This window comes from Paraburkholderia sp. BL17N1 (assembly GCF_003634175.1).
Lineage (GTDB): Bacteria > Pseudomonadota > Gammaproteobacteria > Burkholderiales > Burkholderiaceae > Paraburkholderia.
This window is the reverse complement of the sequence record NZ_RBIW01000002.1, coordinates 3,077,188-3,102,139: the sequence shown is the minus strand read 5'-3', so window position 1 is coordinate 3,102,139 and position 24,952 is coordinate 3,077,188. Positions and strand designations below refer to the sequence as shown.

Sequence of the window (24,952 nt, the reverse complement as noted above, 5' to 3'; positions counted from 1 at the left end):
AACCCTCGTTTCTTATTCATTTGCCTAACCTTTGCTGTCGTTCCGCTGACGCGTCACGGCAATACGGCAACGCGCTGCGACTCTGCGCCTCGCGTTTCATCGCCGCTTTTCGCGCATCCTTCTCTCCTTTTGATTTTTGACGCGCCCGCGGCGACGGATTTTTTCCGCTGCCGCGTTCAACAGGAAACGGAGCCGCTTTCCGGCTTCGGCTTTAATGGGAGAAACCAACATGACATCCACCAAACCGGTTCGCCTGCTTACCGCCATGCTGACTGCCGCGCTGACCGGCGCCGCCACGCTCAGCGCCGCGCCGGCCTTCGCGCAGGCGGTGATCGTCGCGCCGATGGCGCCGCCTGCGCCGCGCGTCGAAGTGGTGCCGCCGCCGCGTGCGGGTTACGCGTGGGATCCGGGCCACTGGCGGTGGGTCGAGGGCCGTTATGTGTGGGTGGGCGGCCACTGGCAGGCGGTGCGCGTCGGTCATCGCTGGGTGCCGGGGCACTGGGTGGCGCGGGGTCCCAACTGGCGTTGGGTAGAAGGCCATTGGGCATGACCCGGTAGCACCACGGCGGTCGTCGTTTTTGACCCGCTGCGTCCACCAACCAGGCAGACTGCCATGAAAACGCTCGTGATGATTCTGCTGGCGGCCACGCTCGCCGGCTGTGTGGTGTACCCGGCGCGGCCGGCCTACTATCGGCCGGCGGTCGTCGTATATTGATTGCGCTTGTGCGTGGCGAGAGGCGCTGTTTTCTCTATCCGCGCGCACCGTTCGAACCGGTGCGCGCGCAACCATCCGTGTGAGGTGTCTTGAGCGAACGCGACCCCGACGCGGAATTGCTCGAACAGGTCGGCCGGCAAGATCCGGCCGCCGTTCGCTCGCTCGTCTCGCGCAAGCTGCCGCGTCTGCTTGCGCTCGCCACCCGCATGCTGGGCGACCGCATGGAAGCGGAAGACGTGGCGCAGGAGGTGTTCGTGCGCATCTGGAAACAGGCGTCGCGCTGGCGGGAAGGCGAGGCGAAGTTCGACACGTGGGTTCATCGCGTGGCGCTCAATCTCTGCTATGACCGGCTGCGCGGCCGGCGCGAAGAGCCGCGCGACGAGATGCCGGAGGAGGTCGACCCTGCGCCGCTGCCTGAGGCCGGACTCGAAGCGCGCGCCCAGAACCAGCAGGTTCGCGATGCGCTCGCCGCGTTGCCGGCACGTCAGCGCGAGGCGCTGGTACTCAACTATTACCAGGAGATGTCGAACACCGACGCCGCGGCCCTGATGGGCATCAGCGTCGATGCGCTGGAAAGCCTGCTGGCACGCGCGCGCCGCAATCTGCGCGCTCAACTGGCCGGCAGCGGCCTTAGCAAGGACAAGTCATGACGCCCGAAAGATTTCAGCAGATCGTCGAGGCCTACGGTGCCGAGCCGCGCCGCTGGCCGCAACAGGAGCGCGCGGCGGCGCAGGCGTGGGCGCAGTCGCATCGCGCCGAAGCCGAGGCGCTGCTGGCGCAGGCGGCCGGCGTCGATGCGTGGCTCGCCGCCGACAAAGTCGAGCCGCCGGGCGCGGCGCTGCTCGAGCGCGTGCTCGGCAGCGCGCCGGTGCGGCAGCCGGCGGCGCCGCGACGCCGCCTGTGGTGGTCGGGCGCGGCGGTCGCGGGCGTTGGGCTGCTGGGCGGCGTAGCCGGCGCTCTCGCCGTATCGTTCTTCGTGTTGACGGAGACCGGAGTGCAGGCACCGCTCGCGCACGAGTCGTCTTATTTAACTTCGAGCTTCGGTGGGTCGTCCGCCGATTGGAGCGACGAATGAACAGCCGATCATGGAAAGTCGTGCTGGTGGCCTCGCTGGTGCTGAATGTGTTTCTGGTGGGCGCGATCGTCGGGGGCGCCTATCAATGGTTTGCCGCGCGCGGCGCGACGGCGCCCGTGCTGGCGCAACAGCGCGCGCTGCGCTTCGCCGCGCAAACGCTGTCCGCCGAGCGCCAGAAAGCCTTTATCGACGGCCTGAAAGATGCGCGCCGCGAGGGCCGGCAATATGCCCGCGAAGGCCGCGAAGGGCGGCGCGAAGTGTTGCGTCTGCTGGCGGCGCCGCAGTTCGATCGTGCCGCGCTGGACGCCGCGCTCGAACGCACGCGCCAGGCCGACAGTCATCTGCGAGCGCAAGTGGAAGGTAGTGTGGCGGACTTCGCGGCGACCTTGTCGCCCGAGGAGCGGGTTCAATTCGCCGACAGCCTGAAGGTGCGCGGGCAATGGCGTGAACCCGCGACCACGCCGAATGTGAAGAAGCCGGCGAATCAGGCATCGAGCGAAACTTCGGGCGAGTAAAAAACCTGCGGCAGGCGCGACGGTTTTTTGCGTGACAGCCGTTTAAAGACTATCCACAGCCGAAGAGGATGGTATGGCCAACTCACCGAACCTGAACGCCGCGGCGATTGCGCTGAACCGTTTTGGCCTGGGTGCGCGTGCCGACGACACGCCGCCCGCCGATCCGAAAGGCTGGCTGCTCGCGCAGTTCGAACAGTACCAGGCGCGGCCGGCCGCGTGGGCGAATCAGCCCGACTCGGTGGCGCTTTCTACTGAACTCGTGCAGCAGCGCATGCAGTTGAATCAGCAGGCGCGTCAGAATGCGAGCGAGGGCGCGGCGACAGGCCCCGCGAACGCACAGAACATGACCATGCCTGATGGGCAACCGCGCACTCAGGCAAACGCACAAGCAAACACACAAGCAAACGGGCAGGCGGACCCAGCCAGCTCAACGCGAGCAGACGCGCAAACTGCCAGGCAAGCCGAACGAAAAGCGATTCGCGGCGAAATACTCGACATGTACCGCTCATCGGTAAATGCACGGGTGACGAGCGCGCTGACCACGCAGACGCCGTTCGTCGAGCGGCTGGTGCATTTCTGGTCCAACCACTTCGCGGTCTCCACCGAAAAGCCCGGCGTCGCGGCGCTGGCCGGTTCGTTCGAGGCCGAAGCGATTCGCCCGCATGTGCTAGGCCGCTTCGAAGACATGCTGGTGGCCGTCGAACGTCATCCGGCCATGCAGGTGTTTCTCGATCAGACGCGTTCAGTCGGGCCGGACAGCATGGCGGCCATGCGCGCCGCGCAGCGCAATCCCGAGCGCAAACGCGGTCTGAACGAAAACCTCGCGCGCGAAATCATGGAGTTGCACACGCTCGGCGTGCGCAGCGGCTACAGCCAGGACGACGTCACCGAATTCGCCCGCGCGCTGACCGGCTGGAGCGTCGCGGGTAATCCCGCCAACCCCGGCAACGCGGGCCGGCTGGCCATGCAACAGAACGCGGCGCCGGGCAGCTTCGTGTTTCGCGCCGCGCTGCACGAACCCGGTTCGCGGACCATCATGGGCCGCCGCTACGATCAACCCGGAGAGGAACAGGCGCTCGCGATCCTGCACGACCTCGCGAGCGCACCCGCGACCGCGAAGCATATCGGCGGCAAGCTGGCCCGTCATTTCGTCGCCGATAATCCGCCGCCCGGCGTGAGCGGACATCTGGCCAGCGCATTCGAGCGCAGCGGCGGCGATCTGCCAACCGTCTACCGCGCGTTGATCGACATGCCGCAAGCGTGGTCGCCCACGGCCGTGAAATTCAAAACGCCTTGGGAGTGGACCATTTCCTCGATGCGCGGACTCGGCTGGCAGGACCTCGGCAAGATGCAGACGGCGCCCATTCTCACGCAGCTCGGCCAGCCGGTATGGCGTCCGGGCTCGCCCGCCGGTTACGACGACATCGCCGCGAGTTGGGCCGCGCCCGACGCGCTCGTGCGCCGGGTCGAAGTGGCGCAGCGTTTTGCGTCGCGAGTGGGCGACCGGCTCGATGCGCGCTCGCTCGGCCAGACCCTGCTCGCCGGTTCGCTCAGTGTGCCGACGGCCACGGCGGTATCGCGTGCCGAAAGCGCGTCGACGGCGATCGCTTTATTGCTGGTCTCGCCGGATTTTCAACGGAGATGAATGCCATGCTGTCACGCCGCAAGTTTCTGAGCGTCGCCGCTGCCGGCGCGGGCGCGATGCTCGTGTCGCCGCGGATCGCGTTTGCCAGCGTCGCCACCGAGAGCCGTTTCGTGTTCGTGATCCAGCGCGGCGCCGCCGACGGTTTGAACATCGTCGTGCCGTACGCCGAACCGGCCTACGCCACATTGCGCGGTGCGCTTGCCATCGACACGTCGAACGCGCCGCGCCTGGACGGCACCTTTGCGCTGCATCCCGCGATGGTCCAGACCGCGGCGATGTATGCGAACCATCAGGCGCTGTTCGTGCACGCGGTGGCGTCGCCGTATCGCGACCGTTCGCACTTCGACGGGCAGAACGTGCTCGAGACCGGCGGCACATCGCCGTATCAGATGAAGGACGGCTGGCTGAACCGGCTCGTCGCACAATTGCCGGCCACGCGTGAGAACGCGATCGCGTTCGCGCCGACCGTGCCGATGGCGTTGCGCGGCCCGGCGGCGGTGACGTCGTATGCGCCGTCGGCGCTGCCACAAGCCCCCGACGATCTGCTCACGCGCGTCTCGCAACTCTACGATCAGGACGCGCAGTTGCGTCCGCTGTGGGAGTCGGCGATGACCGCGCGCGGCCTTGCGGGCGACGCCGGCGCGCGCCAGGATCCGGCGAGTCTCGGCAAGCTCGCCGCGGGTTTCCTGTCGCGCGAGAACGGGCCACGGATCGCGATGATCGAGACCGGCGGCTGGGACACGCACAGCGCGCAGAACGCGCGCCTCGCCAATCAGTTGAAGGCGCTCGACACGATGCTCGCGTCGTTGCGCGACGGCATGGGCCCGCTGTGGAGCAAGACCACGGTGCTGGTCGCGACGGAGTTCGGCAGAACCGCCGCCGCCAACGGCACGGGTGGTACGGATCACGGCACGGGATCGGTGGCGATGGTGCTCGGCGGCTCGGTGCAGGGCGGACGCGTGATCGCCGACTGGCCCGGTCTCGCGCCGCACAATCTGTACGAAGCGCGCGATCTCAAGCCGACCACCTCGCTCGATGCATTGATCGCCGGCACCGCGAGCGAAAGTCTCGGGCTCGATCCGCAGCGCACCGCGAGCGCGCTGTTTGGCCCGACGCCGGCGGGTCGGCCGTTGAGCGGCATCGTGCGCGCGTAGCGGTAGCGAACGGGTGTGAGCCTAAGCGGCCCAAGGCGCTAACGCCGCCCACCCGCAAGCCGTCGCGCATCCGGCAGACGCCGCAAACGCGCCATCGCGATACAGCCGAGCAGCGGCCCGACCGCAAGCATGCCGAAGGCGCCGCGCCAACCCGCCAACGCGACGATGTCCGGCACCAGATGAATGCTCACCAACGTCAGCAGAAAGCCCGCGCAGGTCTGCGCGGTCAATAACGTGCCAATCGACGCGGGCTCGGCGAGCTCCGCAATGCTCGCCGAGAACTGCGCGGAATCGGCGATCACGGAGACTCCCCAGCACAGCGCCACGCAGCCGACCAGCCAGACCGGCGCGCCGAGCAGCCAGCCCATCAGCGCGGCGCACGCGCCGCTTACGGCCATCGCGCCGATCGTTACCGTGGTGCGGCCGAGCCGGTCCGCCAGCACGCCGCCGAGCCACGCGCCGAGCGCGCCCGCGGCGACCGCGCCGAAGGTCAGCCATTCGGCCGCCGCGCGCGGCTCTTGCAGGCCGGCTGCCGCAAAGCTCGCTTGGAGGAATACGGCGAGCCACGCCCACATCGCGTACAACTCCCACATGTGGCCGAGATAACCGAGGTTCGCGAGTCGCAGCGCGGGGTTGCGCCAGGCGCCGGCCAGCGCGGACCATTCGATGCGCGTCGCGCGCGCCATATTCGGTCCGACGCCGCACAGCAGAATCGCCACGCCCGCGAGCAGCGCGCAGCACGCCGAGATGCCGTAGATCGCGCGCCAGTTCGAACCGCCGAGCGCCGCCAGCAGATGCGGGCTCGCCGAGCCGAAGGTCAGCGCGCCGACCAGCAGGCCGATCAACAAACCGAGATCGCCCTTCGCCCAGGTCGCCGCGAGCCGCATGCCGACCGGATAAACGCCCGCCATGCAGATGCCGGTCAGCAGCCGCAGCAGGATGGCGAGCGGACTCGCCGGCGCGAGGAACACGAGACACGCGGTGGCCGCGCCCGCCGTCAACGCGCTGATCATGAAAAGCCGCCGAGGATCGAAGCGGTCGGCAAGCGAGAGCATGGCGCTGGTGACTGTGCCGGCCACGAAGCCGGCCTGCACGGCACTGGTGAGCAAGGTCGCTTGCAAGGCAGACAGACTCTCGGCCTGCCTGACGATCGCCACGACCGCCGACGATGAAAACCACACGCTCATCGCGCCCACCTGGCAGAGCAGCAGAATAACGAGCGAACGCGTCTTGCCGGCCGTCGCGCGGCTCGGTCGATGCGGGCTTGCCGAGGCTTCTTTCATGCTTGCCTTTCGTGCCTTTCGCGCCTGTCGGGTTAGCCGGCCGATTCGGCAGTGAGCGCGCCGCTCGCTTCGGCCGCATGCGTCGCATGCACGGAGCGCGCGCCGACCCGGTGATAGCGGCGGCCGTAATAGATCAGCGCGTCGCCTTCGACTTGCGTATGCGCGGCTTTCACCGCGCAGAAGAACACCGTGTGCGTGCCGACTTCGGTGACCGATTCGATCTCGCAGTCGAGCGATGCGAGCGCGCCATGCAGGACGGGTGCGCCCGTCGCGAGGGTGTCCCATTGAGCGGCGGCGAAGCGTTCCGCTATCGGCAGCGTGCTGGTGGCGAAGTGCGCGGCAAGCGTCTGCTGCTCGGCGCTCAGCACGTTGACGCAGAGCTTGCCGTTGGCGCGGAATGCCGCATTATTGCGGCTGCTGCGATTGATGCAGACGAGCAGCGTGGGCGGTTCGTCGGTCACACCGCACACCGCGGATGCGGTGCAGCCGGCCAGACCCGCCGCGCCGTCGCTCGTGATGACGTTGACGGCGGCGCCGAGGCCGGCCATCGCGTCGCGGAAGGTGCCCCTGTCAAGCATGTGAGCCTCCGTGAAAGAATTGCCGTGCCGCCGCCTGGCAGCGCGGACGGCACGAAGTGAAGGCGTGCATGATGGCGTGATTGCTACGCATTGCCAGGAACCGGCGCAGCGGCACAAGTCGGCGAACGGAACTTCGCCGCCGTGTGGTTGGCAGGCAGGCGTGCATGCCCGAAGAGTTTCTCCCGCAAGGTGCCCTCACGATACGCTCGCTTGTAAGCGCCGCGTTCCTGCAGAATCGGCACGACGTGTGCGATGAAATCCTCGAAGCATTCCGGTGCGACCGTACGCGATAGATTAAAACCATCCACGCCGGCTTCTTCGGTCCACGCGATCAGTTCGTTCGCTACCCGTTCGCCCGAGCCGACGAGCGGCGCCTGGCGGCTGCCCAGCACCATCTGTTCGAGCAGCTTGCGTTTGGTCCACTGCGGACCCGCCGCGCGCGTCATGGCTTCGACGTTCGACACGATGGCCTGGCTCTTGCCGGTTTCGATCGGCTCGTCGAGGTCGTAGCGCGCGAAGTCGATCCCGAGCGACGCCGCCGCGTGCGCCAGCGCCGCCTCGGAGCTGACGTAACGCCGGTACTCCGCGTACTTCTCCTGCGCCTCGCTGTCCGTGCGTCCGGTGATGACGGTTTGCCCGAGCAGCACCTTGATGTCGTCGGCTTTGCGGCCGCCTGCAACCGCGTGCGCTCGAATATCGTCGACGATCGCCCGCACGGCCGGCCTCGCCTGGCCGTTGACGAACACGCACTCCGCGTGCGCCGCGGCGAACCGCTTGCCGCGCGCCGACGACCCCGCCTGATACAGCACCGGCGTACGCTGCGGCGACGGCTCGCTCAAATGCATGGCGTCCACCCGATACTGCTTGCCGTGATGATGGATCACATGGACTTTCGACGCGTCCGCATACACGCCCTGGACCTTGTCGCGCAACACCGCGCCGTCTTCCCAACTGCATTCCCACAGCTTGTAGACCAGTTCCATGTACTCGTCGGCGAGGTCGTAGCGATCGTCGTGCGCCATCTGGCCGGTCAGGCCGATCGCGCGCGACGCGCTGTCCAGATAGCCGGTGACGATGTTCCAGCCGACCCGGCCGCGCGTCAGATGATCGAGCGTGGACATGCGCCGCGCGAACAGATAAGGCTGCTCGACCGTGAGATTGGACGTGACACCGAACGACAGATGGCGCGTCACGGCGGCCATGGCGGGAATCAGCAGCGTCGGGTCGTTCACCGGCACCTGCACGGCGCCGCGAATCGCGGCGTCGGGGTTGCCGCCGTAGACGTCGTAGACGCCGGCAACATCGGCGAAAAAAATGCCGTCGAACAGGCCCGCCTCGAGCGTGCGGGCGTAGTCGGTCCAGTACTGCAGATCCGCATAGCGCGCGGACTGATCGCGCGGATGGGTCCACATGCCTTGCTGGATGTGGCCGACGCAGTTCATGTCAAAAGCGTTGAGAACGATTTCCTTCGGCATGGTGTCTTCCGGCTGGGTGGACGAATGTTGACGGCTGACGTTCGAGCCGCGCGCCCGTGCGGGTTGTTATCGCTATCGTTCGTTTAATATAGTGGACAAAAAATCACTATGCAAGACATTGCTTTCGGCCTTTAATGAGCGGCGAGGCGAGCGCGGACATCAACGTCGGTGGCCTTATCGCCTCGATATAATTTGCGGTGCCAATTTTCCACTCTCCAACGCGTCCATCTTTCCATGTCCGATTCCACTGCCATCGATCTGACCCAGGCGATCTCCTTGCGCGTGAAGGCCGAGCGCGAGGCGCGCAACTGGTCGCTGAGCGAACTGGCGGAGCGCTCGGGGGTGTCGAAGGCGATGATCAGCAAGATCGAACGAGGCGAGGCGAGTCCCACGGCGACGGTGCTCGGGCGTCTGTCAGGCGCATTTGGCCTGACCCTGTCGACTTTGCTGGCGCTCGCCGAGCAGACTGGCGAACGGCTCGTGCGGCATGCGCGGCAAGCGGTGTGGCAAGACCCGGAAACCGGCTACACGCGCCGGCGCATCTCGCCGCCCACGGGCGGCGTGCTGGAATTACTGGAGATCGAGTTGCCGCCGGGCGTGAAAGTGCCTTACCCGCCGGACGCGTTCGTGTTCCAGCATCAGCAGATCTGGGTGACGCTCGGGGTATTGACCTTCCGGGAAGGCCAGCAGGTTTATCGGCTGGAAGCGGGGGATTGTCTGCAACTCGGCGCGCCGCTCGAATGCGAGTTCTTCAACGCGGGCCTGGACGTGTGCCGTTACGTGGTCGGCCTCGTTCGACGCTAGGCGCATCCACCTGGGTTTCAATGAGCGCTTAATGAGTGCTTCATCGACGTTTCAGATACCAGGACCACAGGCAACGCCTCACGCTCGCATGGAGCGACGAGCGGCGTTGCCTGTGGTCACCGGCAGGTCATCGGGTGAAAGCGGGCTTAACCTCCGCCGCCTTGGGTGCCGATCGTCAGCTTGTTGCTCACCGATTTCACGCCGGCCACACCTTTCGCCACTTCCTCTGCCTGCGGAATCTGTGCGCCGTCGGGCACCGAGCCGGTGAGCGTCACCGCGCCGCCGCGGGCCCGGACGAACACGTTCGACACGTCAAAACCCTGCGCCTTCGCTAGAGCCTTGCGCACTTGCAGACCCAGCGCGCGGTCCGTCTTCTTGACCGTTTTGGCACTGGGCGCCGCCATGTCGCCGGACGCTGCCATGGCGTCGCTCGCCTGCGCATAGGCACTGGCCGTCGTTGCCAAACACAATGCGATGCCGAGCGCCTTCAAAAGATTGACTGTTTTCACGTTTTCTCCATCCTCGAAAAGTTGATGTCGCTACGTTGCATGCAAAAAACCACGCGCTTGCGAGCCGTTCTCGCTCACGAGGAGCACCCTGTCTTGTAGAAGAGTGATGCCGCGACGCTCCCGGCGCGCTTAAACAATACTCCAGCCGAAGCGCTCATGCTGGAAAAACTGCCCGGAGCGCCGCATTGGCGGCCATTCCGGCAATCATGGCGACGGCTTGTGTTGCGCATGCGTGACGACGATATTCCATATATCGGGTTGCCGATTTTGTCAGGGCGCGTCAATGCGCGCCCACGCGGCGACGCCTAGAACCATTGCGGCGCCATGCCGAGCGTGGTGTCGTCAAGGGTGCGCAACGTGGCAAGCATCAACGCGACGCGCGGCAGTTCCCAGCGGAAGAACCACTGGCACGCATGCAGCTTGCCGCGATAGAAGTCCGCGTCTGCTTCGCTATGCGAAGCAGCTAGCGCGGCGCTTGCCACATTGGCCTGACGCAACCATGTCCACGCAATCACGATATGACCGAAGGCTTCGAGAAACGCATTCGCATTGGCGAGCGCGCGTTCGCTTTCATGGCTCAGCGCGGGCAGCAACGCCTCGACTGTGGCGGTCAGATCGGTCCATGCGTCGCCGAGCGCATCGGCATGCGCATGCAATGCCGGGTGTTCTCGCGACGTGTCAATCGTCTGCTGGATTTCGCGGGCCAGTTGTTCGAGCGCCGCGCCCTGTTTCATCGTTACCTTGCGGCCGAGCAGATCGATGGCCTGAATGCCGTGCGTGCCTTCGTGAATCATGTTCAGCCGGTTGTCGCGATAGAACTGCTCGACCGGATATTCACGCGTGTAGCCATAGCCGCCGTGAATCTGGATCGCGAGACTATTCGCTTCGAGACACCATTGGGACGGCCACGATTTCACCACCGGCGTGAGCAGATCGAGCAGCAGGCCCGCTTCGGCGCGCGCGGTTTCGCTCTCACCCGTGTTCTGTTCGTCGACGAGACGCGCCGCGTACAGGCACAGCGCATACGCGCCTTCCACGTAGGCTTTTTGTGCGAGCAACATGCGGCGCACGTCGGCGTGTTCGATCAGCGGCAATTGCGGGTGGAGCGGATTCTTGTTGTCGGGGCGGCGTCCTTGCGGCCGTTCGCGCGCGTAATCGAGCGAAGCGAGATAGCCGCGGTAGCCGAGCATGACCGCGCCGAGACCGACGCCGATGCGCGCCTCGTTCATCATATGGAACATGTAGGCGAGGCCGTGATGCGGCTCGCCCACCAGTTCGCCGATGCACTCGCCGTGCTCGCCGAACGAGAGCATGGTCGACGTCGTGCCGCGCCAGCCCATCTTGTGAATCAGTCCCGCGAGGGCGACGTCGTTGCGCGCGCCGAGGCTGCCGTCCTGGTTGACATGGAACTTCGGCACGGTGAAGAGCGAAATGCCTTTGACGCCCGGCGGGCCGCCGGGAATGCGCGCCAGCACCAGATGCACGATGTTCTCGCTCAACTCGTGGTCGCCGCCTGAAATGAAAATCTTGTTGCCGCGAATCGAATAGGTGCCGTCCGCATTGGGCGTGGCGCTCGTGACGAGATCGGAGAGGCTCGAACCTGCTTGCGGTTCGGTCAACGCCATGGTGCCGAACGCGCGTCCTTCGAAGAGCGCTTGCAGATACTTGCGCTTTTGCGTTTCGCTGCCGAAACGCTCGATCACGTTCGCATTCGCCGTGGTCAGCATGGCGTACGACGCGGTCGCAATGTTCGCACTCTTGAAGAGCGACAGGCACGCAAACGAAATCACCGACGGCAACTGCATGCCGCCCCGTTCGTAGTCCTTGCCCGCGGCGAGAAAGCCGGTGGCGCGCATGGCGTCGAGCGCGTCCTTCACTTCGGCCGGCAGGGTGACGCGATGCCCGTCGAACTGCGGCTCGTGTTCGTCCGAGAGACGGTTGTGCGTCGCGAACTTTTCCACGGCGATCGTATGCGCGGTATCGAGCGCGGCGTCGAAGGTCTCGCGGCTGTGATCGGCGTGACGCGCACGGCGTGTGAGCGTCTGCGCTTCGAGCACTTCGAACAACTGAAACTCGAGATCGCGCGAGTTGATGATCAGCGCATCTTGCATGAGAGAAGACCTGAGAAAAGTAAGCCGCTATGCGGAACAGCGACGCAACGCAAGCATAAAACGCCCGCGAACATGTCGGCTCGGCGCGGCTGAAAAGCACGCTATTCGGGTAATTCCCGATGCTTCGCCACGCGGTGATGCGTGCCAGTCTACCTCTAAAGTGCATGACCGTGCTTTTATTTACAGGCCGAATTTCGGCACGTATGATGGGCGCAAAACACGGCATACCGATCTGCATGGCAGAACAAATCTGGAGGAGCGACACAATGTCTGTGAAGGACCTGTTTCAACTGGACGGCAAGGTTGCACTCATTACCGACGGCTCGCGCGGCCTCGGTCTGCAAATGGCCGAGGCGCTTGGCGAAATGGGCTGCCGCGTCGCCATCACCGCGCGCAAGGCCGACGAACTTGCCGAAGCGAAAACGCATCTGCAACAACTCGGTATCGAAGTGCAAACGGTGGTCAACGACCTGCAGCGCTTCGAAGGCATCCCCGGTCTCGTGGATGAAGTGCTGGGCCTGCACGGCCGCATCGACATTCTCGTCAACAATGCGGGCGCGACATGGGGCGCACCCGCCGAAGACTATCCCGACGAAGCGTGGCACAAGGTCATGAACCTGAACGTCAACGCACCGTTCTTTCTCGCTCGCGAAGTCGGCAAGCGCAGCATGATCCCGCGGCGCGCCGGCAAGATCGTCAATATCGCTTCGGTGGCGGGCTTGAAGGGTTCCCCGCCGGGCATGAACACGATTGCGTACAACACTTCCAAGGCGGCCGCGATCAATTTCACGCGGGCGCTCGCCGCGGAGTGGGGCAAGTACAACATCAACGTCAATGCAATCTGCCCGGGATTTTTTCCTTCGAAGATGACGGCGGGTTTGCTCGATAAGCTCGGAGAAACGATCGTCTCGCATACGCCATTGCAGCGTCTGGGTGGCGAAGAAGATCTCAAAGGTCCGATCGTGTTTCTCGCGAGCGAAGCGTCGCGCCACGTCACCGGCCAGGAGTTCGCAGTGGACGGCGGCGCGATCATCGTCTGAGCACGGCGCGGGTCCAACGCGGCGATGTGAACGAAAGCGCGGCAGCAAGCCGACGCGCACCGATAGTAAAAAGCTGGAGACGCTGATGAACCAACGCCATCACCCGCATTGGCCGCCGCAACTGCCACTGCACTTGACGCTGCCCGAGACCAATCTCTTCTATAACGCCGAAGTTTCGGCGGCGCGCTATCCCCACAAGCCGTTCATCATCTTCTACGACTCGCCGATCACGTTCGCCGAATTCAAGGACGAAGCCGAACGGATCGCGGGTTTTCTGCAACAGGCGTGTCAGGTCAAAGCCGGCGACCGCGTGCTGCTGTATATGCAAAACAGTCCGCAATGGATCATCGCTTACTACGGCATTCTGCGGGCGAACGCGGTGGTGGTGCCGGTCAATCCGATGAACATGACCGCCGAAGTGGCGCACTACGTCGAGGACAGCGGCGCGACCACGATCATCGCGCCGCAATGCCTGTTCGCGAACGTCGAGCCGCTGATCGGCAGCGGACCCGGAAAGGGCATCGAGCACGCAATCGTCGCGACGTATAGCGATTATCTGAAGAAATCCTCGCCGATTCCCGTGCCTGAATTCGTCGCCGCGCCGCGCAAGACATTCGATCTTCCCGGCGTCACCTCATGGCAAGAAGTGATCGATCGACATATCGAGCCGGGGCCGCTCACGACCGGTCCCGACGATCTGTGCGTCATGCCTTACACGTCCGGCACCACCGGCAAGCCCAAAGGCTGCATGCACACGCACCGCAGCGTGATGAGCACGGCGCTCGGCGGCTGCGTCTGGTTCTCGTCGCCGCCCGACGGCGTTTATCTATCGGTCCTGCCGCTGTTTCACGTGACCGGCATGCAGGGCGGCATGAACAGCGCGGTCTTTTCCGGCACGACCATCGTGCTGTTGCCGCGATGGGATCGCGAGGCCGCCGCGCTATGCATGCAGAAATATCGCGTCACCGCATGGCAGTCCATTTCGACGATGATGGTCGATTTCCTCTCGAACCCGAAGCTCGACGAATACGATCTGTCGAGTCTCACCGGCACGCGCGGCGGCGGCGCGGCAATGCCAGACGCGATTGCCCGCAAGCTGAAGGCGCTCACCGGACTCGACTATGTCGAAGGCTACGGCATGACGGAGACGATTGCCGGCACGCACATCAATCCGCCGCATCGTCCGAAGCCGCAGTGCCTGGGCATTCCCGTGTTCGACGTGGACTCGCGCGTGATCGATCCGGTCTCGCTGGAGGAACTGCCGCAAGGCGAGACCGGCGAGATCGTGACTCATGCGCCGCAAGTCATGCAGGGCTACTGGGGTAATCCGAAGGCGACGGCGGAAGTGTTCATCGAACTCGACGGCAAGCGGTTTCTGCGAACCGGCGATCTCGGCCATATCGACGAAGACGGCTATTTCTTCATGACCGACCGTCTCAAACGTATGATCAACGCGTCCGGTTATAAGGTGTGGCCAGCCGAAGTCGAGGCGCTGATGTACCGGCATCCGGCGATTCACGAGGTCTGCGTGATCGGCGTGAAAGACGAGAAGCGAGGCGAGACCGTGAAGGCGCTGGTCGTGCCCGACGCGGCGCATGCGGGCACAATTACTGCGCAGGAGATCGTCGACTGGGCGCATGAGCAGATGGCCGCCTATAAGGCTCCGCGCATCGTCGAGTTCGTGGCGTCGCTGCCGAAGTCGGGCAGCGGCAAGATCTTGTGGCGCAAATTACAGGAAGAGGATGCGGCGCGCGTGGCTGGCTCGTGAGATTCGTCTGCGTGATGCAACACCCGCTCGCAACACCCGCTCGCGGCGCTGAAATGACTCTTTTGACGGTTTGCCTGTAAGCTTTGAGCGCGAGTCGGGACTGAGTGTCGTGCACGGCTCGCGGTGGTGCACAGAAGACTCACAGACAAGCCTGGATGCGCTTGAATGCTTTTGCCAACTTGAGAGAGGGGAATTGAAGATGAAGAGCTTCGCCATTAAACAGATCATGCTCGGCCTCGCCGTCACCGCCATGGTCGCCGGCACCATTCCGCTCGCCGCGGCTCAAGGCGCCAGCGACGCTGCCATGTCGGCCGCGCCCGCCGCGGCGAGCAGTGCGAAACCCACCAAAGCGGAGCGTAAAGAGGCGCGCAAGCAAGCCCGCGCCAAGAAGAATGCAGAGTTGAAGAAGCTCGAAGACGCTGGCTATCAGCCGGCTCAGAACGACCCGAACTATCCGGACAAACTGCAGAAGGCGCAGAAGAAGGCCGGCGTCGGAACAGGCGCGAGCCAGTAATCGCCCAGGTAGCCGCGCGGCGAGACTGAACGTCGCGCGGCTGCCGGTAAGGATCGCGTGCGCGAGTCAGGCGACGCGACTCAACCCGCTTCAGCCGCATCTACTCAGCGACCCGCTTAAGACCCACTCAACGCGCGCCGAGCGTCTCGACCAGCATGTCGACGAACGCCTTGACCCGCGCCGTCATCTGTAACTGCTGTGGGTACACTGCGTAAATATCCGCACCGGGGGTGCGGTAGTCGGGCAAGACCTGGACGAGCCGGCCATCGGCGAGATACTCCGCAATATCCCATTCGGCGCGCATCAGAATTCCTTGGCCGTCCAGCGCCCATTTCACCGCGATTTCGCCGTCGTTGGTGGTCAGGTTGCCGCGCACACGGACCGTTTCGGTCTTTTCCGTGGCGCCGCGTCCGCTGGTCAGACGCCAGACGCCGTAAGCGTCGCCGCCCTGGCGAATGCCGATGCAATTGTGCTGCGCCAACTCCGCCGGACCGCGCGGCGCCCGCCGCTCGGCAAGATAGCGCGGCGAGGCGCACAGCAGCCGCCGGTTCGACGCGACCCGGCGCGCGATCACGCGGGTATCCGGCGGCTCGCCGAAACGCACGCACACGTCGAAGGCATCGTCGCTGAGCGGCGGCGGATCGACCGAAAGCTGCAGCTGCACATCCACTTCGGGAAAGCGCTGCACGAACCGCGAGATCAGCGGCGCCACGTGGCTGCGGCCGAAACCGAGCGTCGCGTTCACGCGCAGCAGGCCTTTCGGCGCCGCTTGCGAGCCGCCGAGCAACTGGGCGAGGTCGTCCATCTCGCTCAGAATGCGCCGCGCGCGCGTGAGATACAGCTCGCCCTCCGGCGTGAGGCTCATGCGCCGCGTCGTGCGGTTGACGAGCGAGACGGCCGCCCGGGATTCCATTTGCGCCAGATGCTTGCTCACCGCCGCCGTGCTCAGTCCGAGTTCCCGCGCGGCCGCCGTGAGACTGCCGCTGGCGGCGAGCGTGGAGAAGAAGGCGAGATCATCCGGCTGGATCGACGAGGTCATGAAGCGGCCTATTGTTAACCTGAAGTTAAGGATGCTTTGAGTCTAGCAGCGTTTTTCCCGGCAGTGGCCGTTCTACGATGCACTCCATGCTTTCAACATCATGGAGACGCCCAATGAAGACCTATCGCATCGCAACCATTCCCGGCGACGGCATCGGCAAGGAAGTCGTACCTGCGGGCCGGCGGGTTCTGGAAGCCATCGCCGCGCGCAGCGACGCCTTCGGTTTCGACTTCGAGAATTTCGACTGGGGCGGCGACTACTACCGCGAGCATGGCGTGATGATGCCGGCCGACGGTCTCGATGCGATTCGTCACAAGGACGCGATTCTGTTCGGCTCGGCGGGCGACCCGGATATTCCCGATCACGTGACGCTGTGGGGTTTGCGCCTGAAAATCTGCCAGGGCTTCGATCAGTACGCGAACGTGCGCCCCACGCGCATCCTTCCCGGCATCGACGCGCCGTTGAAGCGCTGCGGGCCGAAGGACCTCGACTGGGTGATCGTGCGGGAGAACTCGGAAGGCGAATATGCCGGCGTGGGCGGCCGCGCGCATCAGGGCCACCCGATCGAAGTCGCCACCGATGTCTCCATGATGACCCGCGCGGGCGTCGAACGCATTCTGCGTTTCGCATTCCGGCTCGCCCAATCGCGGCGCCGCAAGCTGTTGACGGTGATCACCAAGAGCAACGCGCAACGTCACGCCATGGTCATGTGGGACGAGATCGCCGTGCAGGTCTCGAAGGAGTTTCCGGACGTGCGCTGGGACAAGGAACTGGTCGACGCCGCCACTGCGCGTATGGTCAACCGGCCGGCCACGCTCGACACGATCGTCGCCACCAACCTGCACGCGGATATTCTCAGCGATCTGGCCGCGGCGCTGGCGGGCAGCCTCGGCATCGCGCCGACCGCGAATCTCGACCCCGAGCGCCGCTATCCGTCCATGTTCGAGCCGATTCACGGCTCCGCATTCGACATCATGGGCAAGGGCCTCGCGAATCCGGTCGGCACCTTCTGGTCGGTGGTGATGATGCTGGAGCATCTCGGCGAGCACACCGCCGCGCGGCAGTTGATGGCGGCAATCGAGCGCGTCACGGCGGACCCGTCTCTGCATACGGGCGACCTGGGCGGCACAGCCACGACCGTGCAGGTGACCGATGCCGTGTGCGCGATCCTGGAGGCGCAGTCGCCGATTAATGCGTCTACCTCTGCACCGGTCGAACCGGCAGCGAGCGTCAAGGCCGCCTGAAGCCGCCACGCGCAAAAAGTCGCACAAAACCATAACGCCCGGACGAACCCGTCACGGGCGATCTCACTGCATCGCGCAGAGATTGAGTGGAGACAGGTATGAACAATGAACTGCAGGCCCGAGTGGTGCGCAAGCTGACCTGGCGCATCCTGCCTTTTGTGATGCTGCTTTACTTTGTCAGCTTTCTCGACCGGGTCAACGTCGGCTTTGCGGCCATCACCATGAACAAGGATCTCGGCCTCACGCCGACCATGTTCGGGCTCGGCGGCGGCATTTTCTTCCTCGGCTATTTTCTGTTCGAAGTGCCGTCGAATCTCATCCTCAACAAGGTCGGCGCGCGCATCTGGATCGCTCGCGTCATGGTGACGTGGGGGCTGGTATCGGCGGCCTCGGCCTTCGTGGCGGCGCCGACTTCGTTCTATACGCTGCGTTTTCTGCTCGGCGTGGCCGAAGCCGGATTTTTCCCCGGCATCATCCTGTATCTGAGCCAGTGGTTTCCCGCCCGCCAGCGCGCCGTCGCCGCCGCCGCGTTCATGGCGGCCGCGCCGCTCTCGACGGCCATCGGCTCGCCGATTTCCGGCGCGATCATGCAGATGCCCGCGTTGTTCGGCCTGAAGGACTGGCAATGGCTTTTCATCATCGAAGCGATTCCCGCCGTGCTGCTCGGCTTCGTGGTATTGAAAGCGCTCACCGATTCCCCGGACAAAGCCAAATGGCTTGCCGCCGATGAAAAAGCGTGGCTCATCGCCACCTTGCGCGAAGAACGGATGGGACGCGAATCGCAGGCGGGCCATGCCGCCGGTGCGCTCGCCGCACTGCGCGACTCGCGCGTATGGATCATGTCGATGATCTATTTCGGCACCTCCGCGGGACTCTACACGCTCGGCTTGTGGGCGCCGCTCATCATTCGCCAGTTCGGCTTCAGCGCGCTCGGCACAGGCGCATTGAATGCGATTCCGAGCGTGCTGGCGGTGCTCGGCATGGTGGTGTGGGCGCGTCATTCGGACCGCCGCGGCGAGCGCACCTGGCATGTGGTGATTCCTTGCGTGGCGGCCGCCATCGGGCTCGGCTGGGCCGGCCTCGCGGATACGGCGGTGGGCGTCGTGCTGGCGCTGGTCGTGGTGAACGTCGGCATCAGCGCGGCAAAGGCGCCGCTGTGGGCAATGCCGAGCACGTTTCTCTCGGGCGCGGGGGCGGCTGCCGGCATCGCCATGATCAACTCGATCGGCAATCTGGGCGGCTTCGTCGGACCGTTCGCGATCGGCTGGCTCAAAAGCGTGACGGGCGGGTATGCCGCCGGGCTCTACGTGGTGGCGGCGAGTCTCGCGGTTTCGGCGTTGCTCACATTGGCGGTCGGTCGGCGCGGGTATCGGGCCGCGCACGCGGCGCAGTGATCCAGCCCGCTCGAATGGTGATGAGAAGCGTAGTGGTTCTCGCTCACGACGCGCTTTAGGGCTTTGACCTTTTGCGTATCTGAATCGATTACGCTTCGATGCTGTGGACTCGATAGGCGGGCACAGCACCATGGCATCCAGACGCGAAGTCAAACGATACAAAGCCAATCTCTCCGATGAACTGCACAGCGCCGCGCTGTACGAAACGCTCGCGAAAGTCGAGAAAGACGGCACACGCAAGCAGGTCTACAGCGACCTCGCGAGCTCCGAGCGCGATCATGCGCAAGTCTGGGCCGACAAGCTGAGGGCCAACGGGCTCGATCCGAAGGGCACCGGCCAGGCCGTCAAAACACGTTTGATGAAAGGCCTGGTCCGCATGTTCGGCGCGGGCTTCGTGCTGCCCACGCTGGCGGCCGCGGAATACGCCGATCGCAACAAATACCAGGGGCAGCCGGACGCGGGCCGCATGTCGGCCGACGAACATCATCACGCGGCGATGGTGCAGGCGCTCGCTCATGGCGGCGGCGATGCGAGCCTGTCGCCGGGCGCGCGAATTACCGCGGCCGAGTCGTGGCACAAGGGCGCGGGAGCGGGCAACGACTTGCGCGCCGCCGTGCTCGGCGCCAACGACGGCCTCGTTTCGAACTTCTGCCTGATCATGGGCGTGGCCGGCGCGGGAACCGGCAACAAGGCGATTCTGTTGACGGGACTGGCGGGGCTCATCGCCGGCGCGTGTTCGATGGCGCTCGGCGAATGGCTCTCGGTGACCAATGCGCGCGAACTGGCCAGCACGCAGATCGCGAAAGAGGCGCAGGAGCTCGAAGAATCGCCGGAAGCCGAAGAGCACGAACTTGCGCTGATCTATCGCGCCAAAGGTCTCGACGCGGGCGAGGCCAAACGGGTCGCCTCGCAAATGATGCGCGACAAAGCCAAGGCGCTCGACACGCTCACTCGCGAAGAACTCGGACTCGATCCGGCGGAGCTGGGCGGCAATCCATGGTCGGCGGCGGGCGTGTCGTTCTGCCTGTTCTCCGTGGGCGCGATTTTTCCGGTGATGCCGTTTCTGTGGACGCAGGGGTATAGCGCGGTCGTGCAGTGCGTACTGCTGAGCATGCTGGCGCTTGCGTCGATCGGCGTGTTCACGTCGCTGTTCAACGGACGCAGTGCGGGGTTCTCCGCGTTCCGGCAGGTCGTGATCGGGCTGATCGCGGCGGCGTTCACGTTTGGGGTGGGGCGATTGCTGGGGGTGTCGGTGTCGTGAGCGCTCCATTGGCGAGTGCAACTCGCCGTTGAATGGCAGGAACAACGGTTTTTTGGGCCCAGGTTTGCGGTACGTGCGCTTGCTGCGTTGCGGCATCAGGGCCTGCAGACCTCCACGGGCAGCGTTTATCTGCGTCGCATCGCCTCCACTTGCTCTAACGCGACACGCGTCAAAGCGCCCCTCGACACCCTCCAAACCCTTGCCCCACAAGGCTCCGCACCACGTTGGCCAGCGTGCCCAAAAAGCGGGTGTCGTATTTACACATGTGGTTGTCGCAAATAGTCGGCTAGCGATACTTTTTTCTGGCAACTATGTATGCACAGCGCGGACGGGCATTTGTCACCGCAGAAACCATCTTGCATGGGACCGAAGTAAGCGCTAAAGCGCCAACTCCGGTCGACAGCTTTGCATGGGACCGAAGTAAGCGCTAAAGCGCTAACTCCGGTCGAAGCTTTGCATGGGACCAGAGTACGCGCTAAAGCGCCAACTCTGGTCGACATAGGAGAGTATTCAATGAATTCCCCCAAGGTCGTGGTCGAAGGGTTGTGCAAGGTGTTCGGCACCAACCCGAAACAGGCGATCGGCATGCTGGCAGGCGGCGCGACGAAAGAGGAAGTGTTCGCGCGCACCGGTCAGATTGTCGGCGTCCACAACGTATCTTTCGAAGTCAAGGAAGGCGAGATCTTCGTGCTGATGGGCCTGTCCGGCTCGGGCAAGTCGACGCTGATCCGCCTGATCAATCGCCTCGTCGAGCCGACGGCCGGCAAGGTGCTGATCGACGGCCGCGACGTGGCCAGCGTGCCGCGCTCCGAGCTGACGGCGCTGCGCCGCAAGGACATGAGCATGGTGTTCCAGTCCTTCGCGCTGATGCCGCAGCGCACCGTGCTGTCCAACGCGGCGTTCGGGCTCGAAGTGGCGGGCGTGGGCCGCAAGGAGCGCGAAAAGCGCGCGATGACCGTGCTCGAACAGGTCGGCCTCGCGCCGTTCGCGCAGAAGCTGCCCGCGCAACTGTCCGGCGGCATGCAGCAGCGCGTGGGTCTCGCGCGGGCGCTGGCGGTCAATCCGTCGCTGATGATCATGGACGAGGCGTTCTCCGCGCTCGATCCGCTCAAGCGCAAGGAAATGCAGAACGTGCTGCTCGATCTGCAACGCGAACAGCAACGCACCATCCTGTTCGTGTCGCACGATCTGGAAGAGGCGATGCGCATCGGCACGCGCATCGCGATCATGGAAGGCGGGCGCGTAGTGCAAGTCGGCACGCCGCAGCAGATCATCACCAATCCCGCCGACGATTACGTGCGCGCCTTCTTCGAAGGCATCGACACCAGCCGCTATCTGACCGCCGGCGATCTGATGCAGACCGACGCCGTGCCGCTCATGCAGCACTCGCCGCAGATCGACGCGTCGAGCGTGGCCGCCACGCTCAACGGCAGCGCCGACTACGCGTTCGTGCTGGACAGCGAACGCAAGATTCGCGGCTTCGTGTGCCGCGATGCGATGGGCAGCGCCTCGCCGCAGGTCAACCAGATCGAATGCATCCGCCGCACCACGCCGCTCGACGATGTGGTCGAACGCGTGGTGGCGAGCCGCGCGCCGCTGCCGGTCGTCGAAGCCGACGGTTCTTACTGTGGTTCGGTCAACAAGACGAACGTGCTGAACGTTCTCACGCGCCATCGGAGTTCCCATGTCTGAAGTCATTCCACTTGGCGCCTGGGTCGATCACGGCGTTCACTACCTGCTCGACCACGACGCAAAAACTTTCGATTCGATCGGCAAGGTGATCGAGAGCTTTGCCGCGGTGATCGAACACGGCTTGCAAGCAGTGCCGATGTGGGCGCTGATGGCGTTCTTCGTGGGCATCGGCCTGTGGCGGGTGGGCTGGCGTTTCGCGCTGTTCACGCTGCTCGCCATGCTGCTGATCTACGGCACCGGGTTCTGGGATCAGATGGTGATCACGCTCGGTCTCACCTTGTCGTCCACCTTGATCAGTCTGCTGCTCGGCGTGCCGCTCGGCATCTGGACCGCGAAGAGCCGCACCGTCGAGATGATCGTGCGGCCCGTGCTCGACCTGATGCAGACCATGCCGGCCTTCGTCTACCTGATTCCGGCCGCGATGCTGTTCGGCCTCGGCCGCGTGCCGGGGATTCTCTCCACCGTGATTTTCGCCATGCCGCCGGCGGTGCGTCTCACGTCGCTCGGCATCAAGCATGTGAACCGCGAGATCGTCGAAGCGGGGCAGGCGTTCGGCTGCACGCCGTTGCAACTGCTCTACAAGGTGCAGTTTCCGAATGCGCTGCCGTCCATCATGACCGGCGTCAACCAGACCATCATGATGGCGCTCTCCATGGTGATCATCGCGTCGATGGTGGGCGCGGGCGGTCTCGGCAACGACGTGCTGGCCAGTATTCAGCGGCTCGACATCGGGCTCGGCTTTGAAAGCGGACTCTCGGTGGTGATGCTCGCGATCATTCTGGACCGCATCACGGAAAGCTTCGGCCGTTCGCCGGGCACGGCGCGCGCGCCGCTGCTGTCGGGCCTGCGTAGCGTCATGAAAGTGCGCCGCGAGCCGGCCGCGCAACACGGCTGAGCCGCCTATGAAGCGCGATGCGCTCACGCCTGTCGAGCCCGAGGCCGATTCGCCGCTGTCCGGGCTCGCGCACGTCGGTTTTCTGACGCTGCCGAACTTTTCGATGATCGCGTTCACCAGCGCGGTCGAGGTGCTGCGCATGGCCAACTACGTGGGCCGCGCGCAGCACTACCGGTGGTCGGTGATCACGCCGGACGGCGAGCCGGCGCGAGCGAGCAACGGCATCACCGTGAAGCCCACCACGACGCTCGCTGAAGCCGGCATGCCGGATGTGCTGATCGTCTGCGCCGGCTGGCATGTGCGCGATTACGTGGACGACACGGTGATCGCGCTGCTGCGCGATGTCGCGGAAAAGGGCATACCGCTCGGCGGCATTTGCACGGGACCGTATGCTTTGCTGGCCGCGGGCCTGCTCGACGGCTATCGCTGCACCGTGCACTGGGAAGACATGTCGCCGTTGCACAAGAGCTATCCGCATGTGCGATTCGCCGACGAATTGTTCGTGATCGACCGCGATCGCATGACGTGCACCGGCGGCACCGCGCCGCTCGACCTGATGCTGAAACTGGTGGGCATGCGGCTGGGTCAGGCGGTGGCGGCGCAGGTGTCCGAGCAGTTCATCGTCGAGCGGATTCGCGGCTCGACCGACTATCAGCATATTCCCGTCGACGCACGAGTCGGGTTTTCGCGCGCGGAACTTGTCGAGGTGGTGCGGCTGATGGAAGCGAATATCGAGGAGCCGTTATCGCTCGATGAACTCGCGCGGCTCGTGCATCTGTCGCAGCGGCATTTGCAGCGCATGTTCAAGATGTTCCTGAGCGTGTCGCCCACGCACTATTACCTGACGCTGCGGTTGCGGCGCGCGCGTGAGTTGCTGCGCAATACGGATGCGTCGATTGCGCGCGTGACGAGCGTGTGCGGCTTTCATTCGGCGTGTCATTTCAGCAAGGCGTATCGCGCGCAGTTCGGGCATGCGCCGAGCGTCGAGCGGCGCTTGTCCGCTTAGCGCCCGAGTCATGATTGGCGTAAAACAATCCGCTTCATCCAATCCGGTCGAATATCAATCACTCTAAGGGAACGCCATGAAACGTTTGTGGGCTGCGTCGTTGTGCGCGCTGTCTGTGTCGTCTGTGCTGGCCGCGGAACCTGCCACTTGCCGCGACGTGCGATTTGCCGACGTCGGCTGGACCGATATCGCGGCGACCACCGGGCTGGCGGCGACCGTGCTCGAAGGGCTTGGCTACAAGCCGACCAAGACGATCGCCTCGGTGCCGATCACGTTCGCCGGTGTGAAGAACAAGCAGATCGACGTGTTTCTCGGCTATTGGTCGCCGACCATGGACCCGATGATCGACCCGTTCAGGAAGTCCGGCCAGCTCAGCGTGTTGCCGACGCCGAATCTGACCGGCGCGAAATACACGCTGGCGGTGCCCGATTACGCGTATCAGTCGGGTATCAAGACCTTCGCTGACATCGCGAAGAACTACGACAAGCTCGACGGCAAGATCTACGGGATCGAGCCGGGCAACGACGGCAATGCGTTGATCAAGAAGATGATCGACACCAATCAATTTGGACTCGGCAAGTTCAAGCTGGTTGAGTCGAGCGAGGCGGGCATGCTGGTCGAGGTGAACCGCGCGGTTCGCGACAAGAAACCGATTGTGTTTCTCGGCTGGGAACCGCATCCGATGAATGTGCAGATGAAGATCGATTATCTGTCCGGCGGCGATGCGGTGTTTGGGCCGAACTACGGCGAAGCGAAAGTACTGACGGTCACGCCGAGCGATTATTCGGCACGCTGTCCGAACGTCGCGAAGCTTGTGTCGAATCTGCAGTTCACGACCGATATCGAGAATCACGTAATGCTGCCGATCATGAACAAGACCGATCCGAACAAGGCCGCGCGCGAATGGCTGAAGACGAATCCGGCGGTGCTGGACAAGTGGCTGGCGGGAGTGAAGACGTATGACGGGAAGGATGGGTTGCCGGCGGTGAAGGCTTATGTGGCGGGGAAGTGAAGCGGAATTTGTTGAAGGCAGCGGCGAGCGGACGCTTCTTCGCAGACGCGCCTAACGTCGTTTCGTTTTCTTGTGCCTGCAACTCAGCACTCAACTGACATCCTCGCGTGTTGACACCGGATCAGGCGTTTCCGTAGTGTGGTTCGGTGTCATCTGACAGTTGCAATTCAAAGCTCCTACGAGTTACGTCAGTGTTTTTCGACTCGCGTCAGAGTCGATGCAA

23 protein-coding genes are annotated in these 24,952 nt (G+C 64.4%); 17 read left to right on the top strand and 6 right to left on the bottom strand.

Features of this window, described 5'->3' with window-relative positions; translation table 11 throughout:
• Positions 1-229 precede the first annotated feature (229 nt).
• The 6 genes from B0G82_RS33855 to B0G82_RS33830 all read left to right on the top strand — a co-directional run bounded on the left by B0G82_RS33855 (position 230) and on the right by B0G82_RS33830 (position 5,104).
• Positions 230-550: a YXWGXW repeat-containing protein gene (locus tag B0G82_RS33855; protein WP_116144584.1), complete on the top strand. Its 321-nt coding sequence runs from the start codon at positions 230-232 to the stop codon at positions 548-550.
• Positions 551-804: 254 nt separating this feature from the next.
• A complete protein-coding gene (locus tag B0G82_RS33850) occupies positions 805-1,365 on the top strand; it encodes an RNA polymerase sigma factor (protein ID WP_121310431.1) in 561 nt (186 codons plus the stop codon).
• Positions 1,362-1,790 (top strand): hypothetical protein, encoded by a 429-nt coding sequence (locus tag B0G82_RS33845; protein WP_116144580.1) that lies wholly within the window; start codon positions 1,362-1,364, stop codon positions 1,788-1,790. Before B0G82_RS33850 ends, B0G82_RS33845 begins: the two co-directional genes overlap by 4 nt.
• A complete protein-coding gene (locus tag B0G82_RS33840) occupies positions 1,787-2,305 on the top strand; it encodes a periplasmic heavy metal sensor (RefSeq protein ID WP_116144578.1) in 519 nt (172 codons plus the stop codon). Before B0G82_RS33845 ends, B0G82_RS33840 begins: the two co-directional genes overlap by 4 nt.
• 73 nt (positions 2,306-2,378) lie before the next feature.
• On the top strand, positions 2,379-3,950 hold the full coding sequence (locus B0G82_RS33835; RefSeq protein WP_121310430.1) for a DUF1800 domain-containing protein: 1,572 nt from the start codon (positions 2,379-2,381) through the stop codon (positions 3,948-3,950).
• Between the two features lie 5 nt (positions 3,951-3,955).
• Positions 3,956-5,104 carry a DUF1501 domain-containing protein gene (locus B0G82_RS33830; protein WP_116144574.1) on the top strand — a complete coding sequence of 383 codons (1,149 nt, stop codon included), beginning with the start codon at positions 3,956-3,958 and terminating at the stop codon, positions 5,102-5,104.
• Between the two features lie 38 nt (positions 5,105-5,142).
• Here the strand turns inward: B0G82_RS33830 and B0G82_RS33825 are convergent, their stop codons facing one another.
• The 3 genes from B0G82_RS33825 to B0G82_RS33815 form a co-directional block, all read right to left on the bottom strand.
• Complete coding sequence (locus B0G82_RS33825) at positions 5,143-6,387, bottom strand: MFS transporter (RefSeq protein ID WP_116144572.1); 1,245 nt, start codon at positions 6,385-6,387, stop codon at positions 5,143-5,145.
• 32 nt (positions 6,388-6,419) lie between these two features.
• Positions 6,420-6,965 carry a flavin reductase gene (locus B0G82_RS33820; protein WP_116144570.1) on the bottom strand — a complete coding sequence of 182 codons (546 nt, stop codon included), beginning with the start codon at positions 6,963-6,965 and terminating at the stop codon, positions 6,420-6,422.
• Between the two features lie 83 nt (positions 6,966-7,048).
• A complete protein-coding gene (locus B0G82_RS33815; RefSeq protein ID WP_116144568.1) occupies positions 7,049-8,440 on the bottom strand; it encodes an LLM class flavin-dependent oxidoreductase in 1,392 nt (463 codons plus the stop codon).
• A gap of 234 nt (positions 8,441-8,674) precedes the next feature.
• Between B0G82_RS33815 and B0G82_RS33810 the strand changes: the two genes are divergently transcribed.
• Positions 8,675-9,244: an XRE family transcriptional regulator gene (locus B0G82_RS33810; protein WP_121310429.1), complete on the top strand. Its 570-nt coding sequence runs from the start codon at positions 8,675-8,677 to the stop codon at positions 9,242-9,244.
• A gap of 146 nt (positions 9,245-9,390) precedes the next feature.
• Here B0G82_RS33810 and B0G82_RS33805 read toward each other — a convergent pair whose 3' ends face one another.
• Together B0G82_RS33805 and B0G82_RS33800 are read right to left on the bottom strand one after the other, a co-directional pair.
• The gene (locus tag B0G82_RS33805) at positions 9,391-9,753 is read right to left on the bottom strand and encodes a BON domain-containing protein (protein ID WP_106280925.1); all 363 of its coding nucleotides are present in this window, start codon (positions 9,751-9,753) and stop codon (positions 9,391-9,393) included.
• Between the two features lie 305 nt (positions 9,754-10,058).
• The gene (locus tag B0G82_RS33800) at positions 10,059-11,864 is read right to left on the bottom strand and encodes an acyl-CoA dehydrogenase (protein ID WP_121310428.1); all 1,806 of its coding nucleotides are present in this window, start codon (positions 11,862-11,864) and stop codon (positions 10,059-10,061) included.
• Between the two features lie 266 nt (positions 11,865-12,130).
• On the opposite strand from B0G82_RS33800, the gene B0G82_RS33795 reads away from it, so the two are divergent.
• The 3 genes from B0G82_RS33795 (at position 12,131) to B0G82_RS33785 (ending at position 15,186) form a co-directional block, all read left to right on the top strand.
• The gene (locus B0G82_RS33795; protein WP_121310427.1) at positions 12,131-12,904 is read left to right on the top strand and encodes an SDR family oxidoreductase; all 774 of its coding nucleotides are present in this window, start codon (positions 12,131-12,133) and stop codon (positions 12,902-12,904) included.
• Positions 12,905-12,989: 85 nt separating this feature from the next.
• On the top strand, positions 12,990-14,672 hold the full coding sequence (locus B0G82_RS33790; protein WP_121310426.1) for a long-chain fatty acid--CoA ligase: 1,683 nt from the start codon (positions 12,990-12,992) through the stop codon (positions 14,670-14,672).
• Between the two features lie 199 nt (positions 14,673-14,871).
• Entirely contained in the window at positions 14,872-15,186 is a 315-nt protein-coding gene (locus B0G82_RS33785) for a hypothetical protein (RefSeq protein ID WP_106280876.1), read from the top strand.
• A gap of 127 nt (positions 15,187-15,313) precedes the next feature.
• Here B0G82_RS33785 and B0G82_RS33780 read toward each other — a convergent pair whose 3' ends face one another.
• Positions 15,314-16,225 (bottom strand): LysR substrate-binding domain-containing protein, encoded by a 912-nt coding sequence (locus tag B0G82_RS33780; RefSeq protein WP_121310425.1) that lies wholly within the window; start codon positions 16,223-16,225, stop codon positions 15,314-15,316.
• Between the two features lie 113 nt (positions 16,226-16,338).
• Between B0G82_RS33780 and B0G82_RS33775 the strand changes: the two genes are divergently transcribed.
• The 7 genes from B0G82_RS33775 to B0G82_RS33745 all read left to right on the top strand — a co-directional run bounded on the left by B0G82_RS33775 (position 16,339) and on the right by B0G82_RS33745 (position 24,729).
• The gene (locus tag B0G82_RS33775) at positions 16,339-17,469 is read left to right on the top strand and encodes a tartrate dehydrogenase (protein ID WP_121310424.1); all 1,131 of its coding nucleotides are present in this window, start codon (positions 16,339-16,341) and stop codon (positions 17,467-17,469) included.
• 98 nt (positions 17,470-17,567) lie between these two features.
• Positions 17,568-18,863: an MFS transporter gene (locus tag B0G82_RS33770; RefSeq protein WP_121310423.1), complete on the top strand. Its 1,296-nt coding sequence runs from the start codon at positions 17,568-17,570 to the stop codon at positions 18,861-18,863.
• Positions 18,864-18,993: 130 nt separating this feature from the next.
• Positions 18,994-20,124, top strand: a complete 1,131-nt coding sequence (locus B0G82_RS33765) for a VIT1/CCC1 transporter family protein (RefSeq protein WP_121310422.1) — start codon at positions 18,994-18,996, stop codon at positions 20,122-20,124.
• A gap of 513 nt (positions 20,125-20,637) precedes the next feature.
• The gene (locus B0G82_RS33760; RefSeq protein ID WP_121310421.1) at positions 20,638-21,816 is read left to right on the top strand and encodes a glycine betaine/L-proline ABC transporter ATP-binding protein; all 1,179 of its coding nucleotides are present in this window, start codon (positions 20,638-20,640) and stop codon (positions 21,814-21,816) included.
• Positions 21,809-22,711, top strand: coding sequence for a choline ABC transporter permease subunit (gene choW, locus B0G82_RS33755; RefSeq protein WP_106280865.1), 903 nt, complete (start codon positions 21,809-21,811; stop codon positions 22,709-22,711). The genes B0G82_RS33760 and choW overlap by 8 nt, the downstream gene beginning before the upstream one ends.
• Positions 22,712-22,718: 7 nt before the next feature.
• Complete coding sequence (locus tag B0G82_RS33750; protein ID WP_116144548.1) at positions 22,719-23,717, top strand: GlxA family transcriptional regulator; 999 nt, start codon at positions 22,719-22,721, stop codon at positions 23,715-23,717.
• Between the two features lie 76 nt (positions 23,718-23,793).
• The gene (locus tag B0G82_RS33745; protein ID WP_121310420.1) at positions 23,794-24,729 is read left to right on the top strand and encodes a choline ABC transporter substrate-binding protein; all 936 of its coding nucleotides are present in this window, start codon (positions 23,794-23,796) and stop codon (positions 24,727-24,729) included.
• The last annotated feature ends 223 nt before the right edge of the window (positions 24,730-24,952 follow it).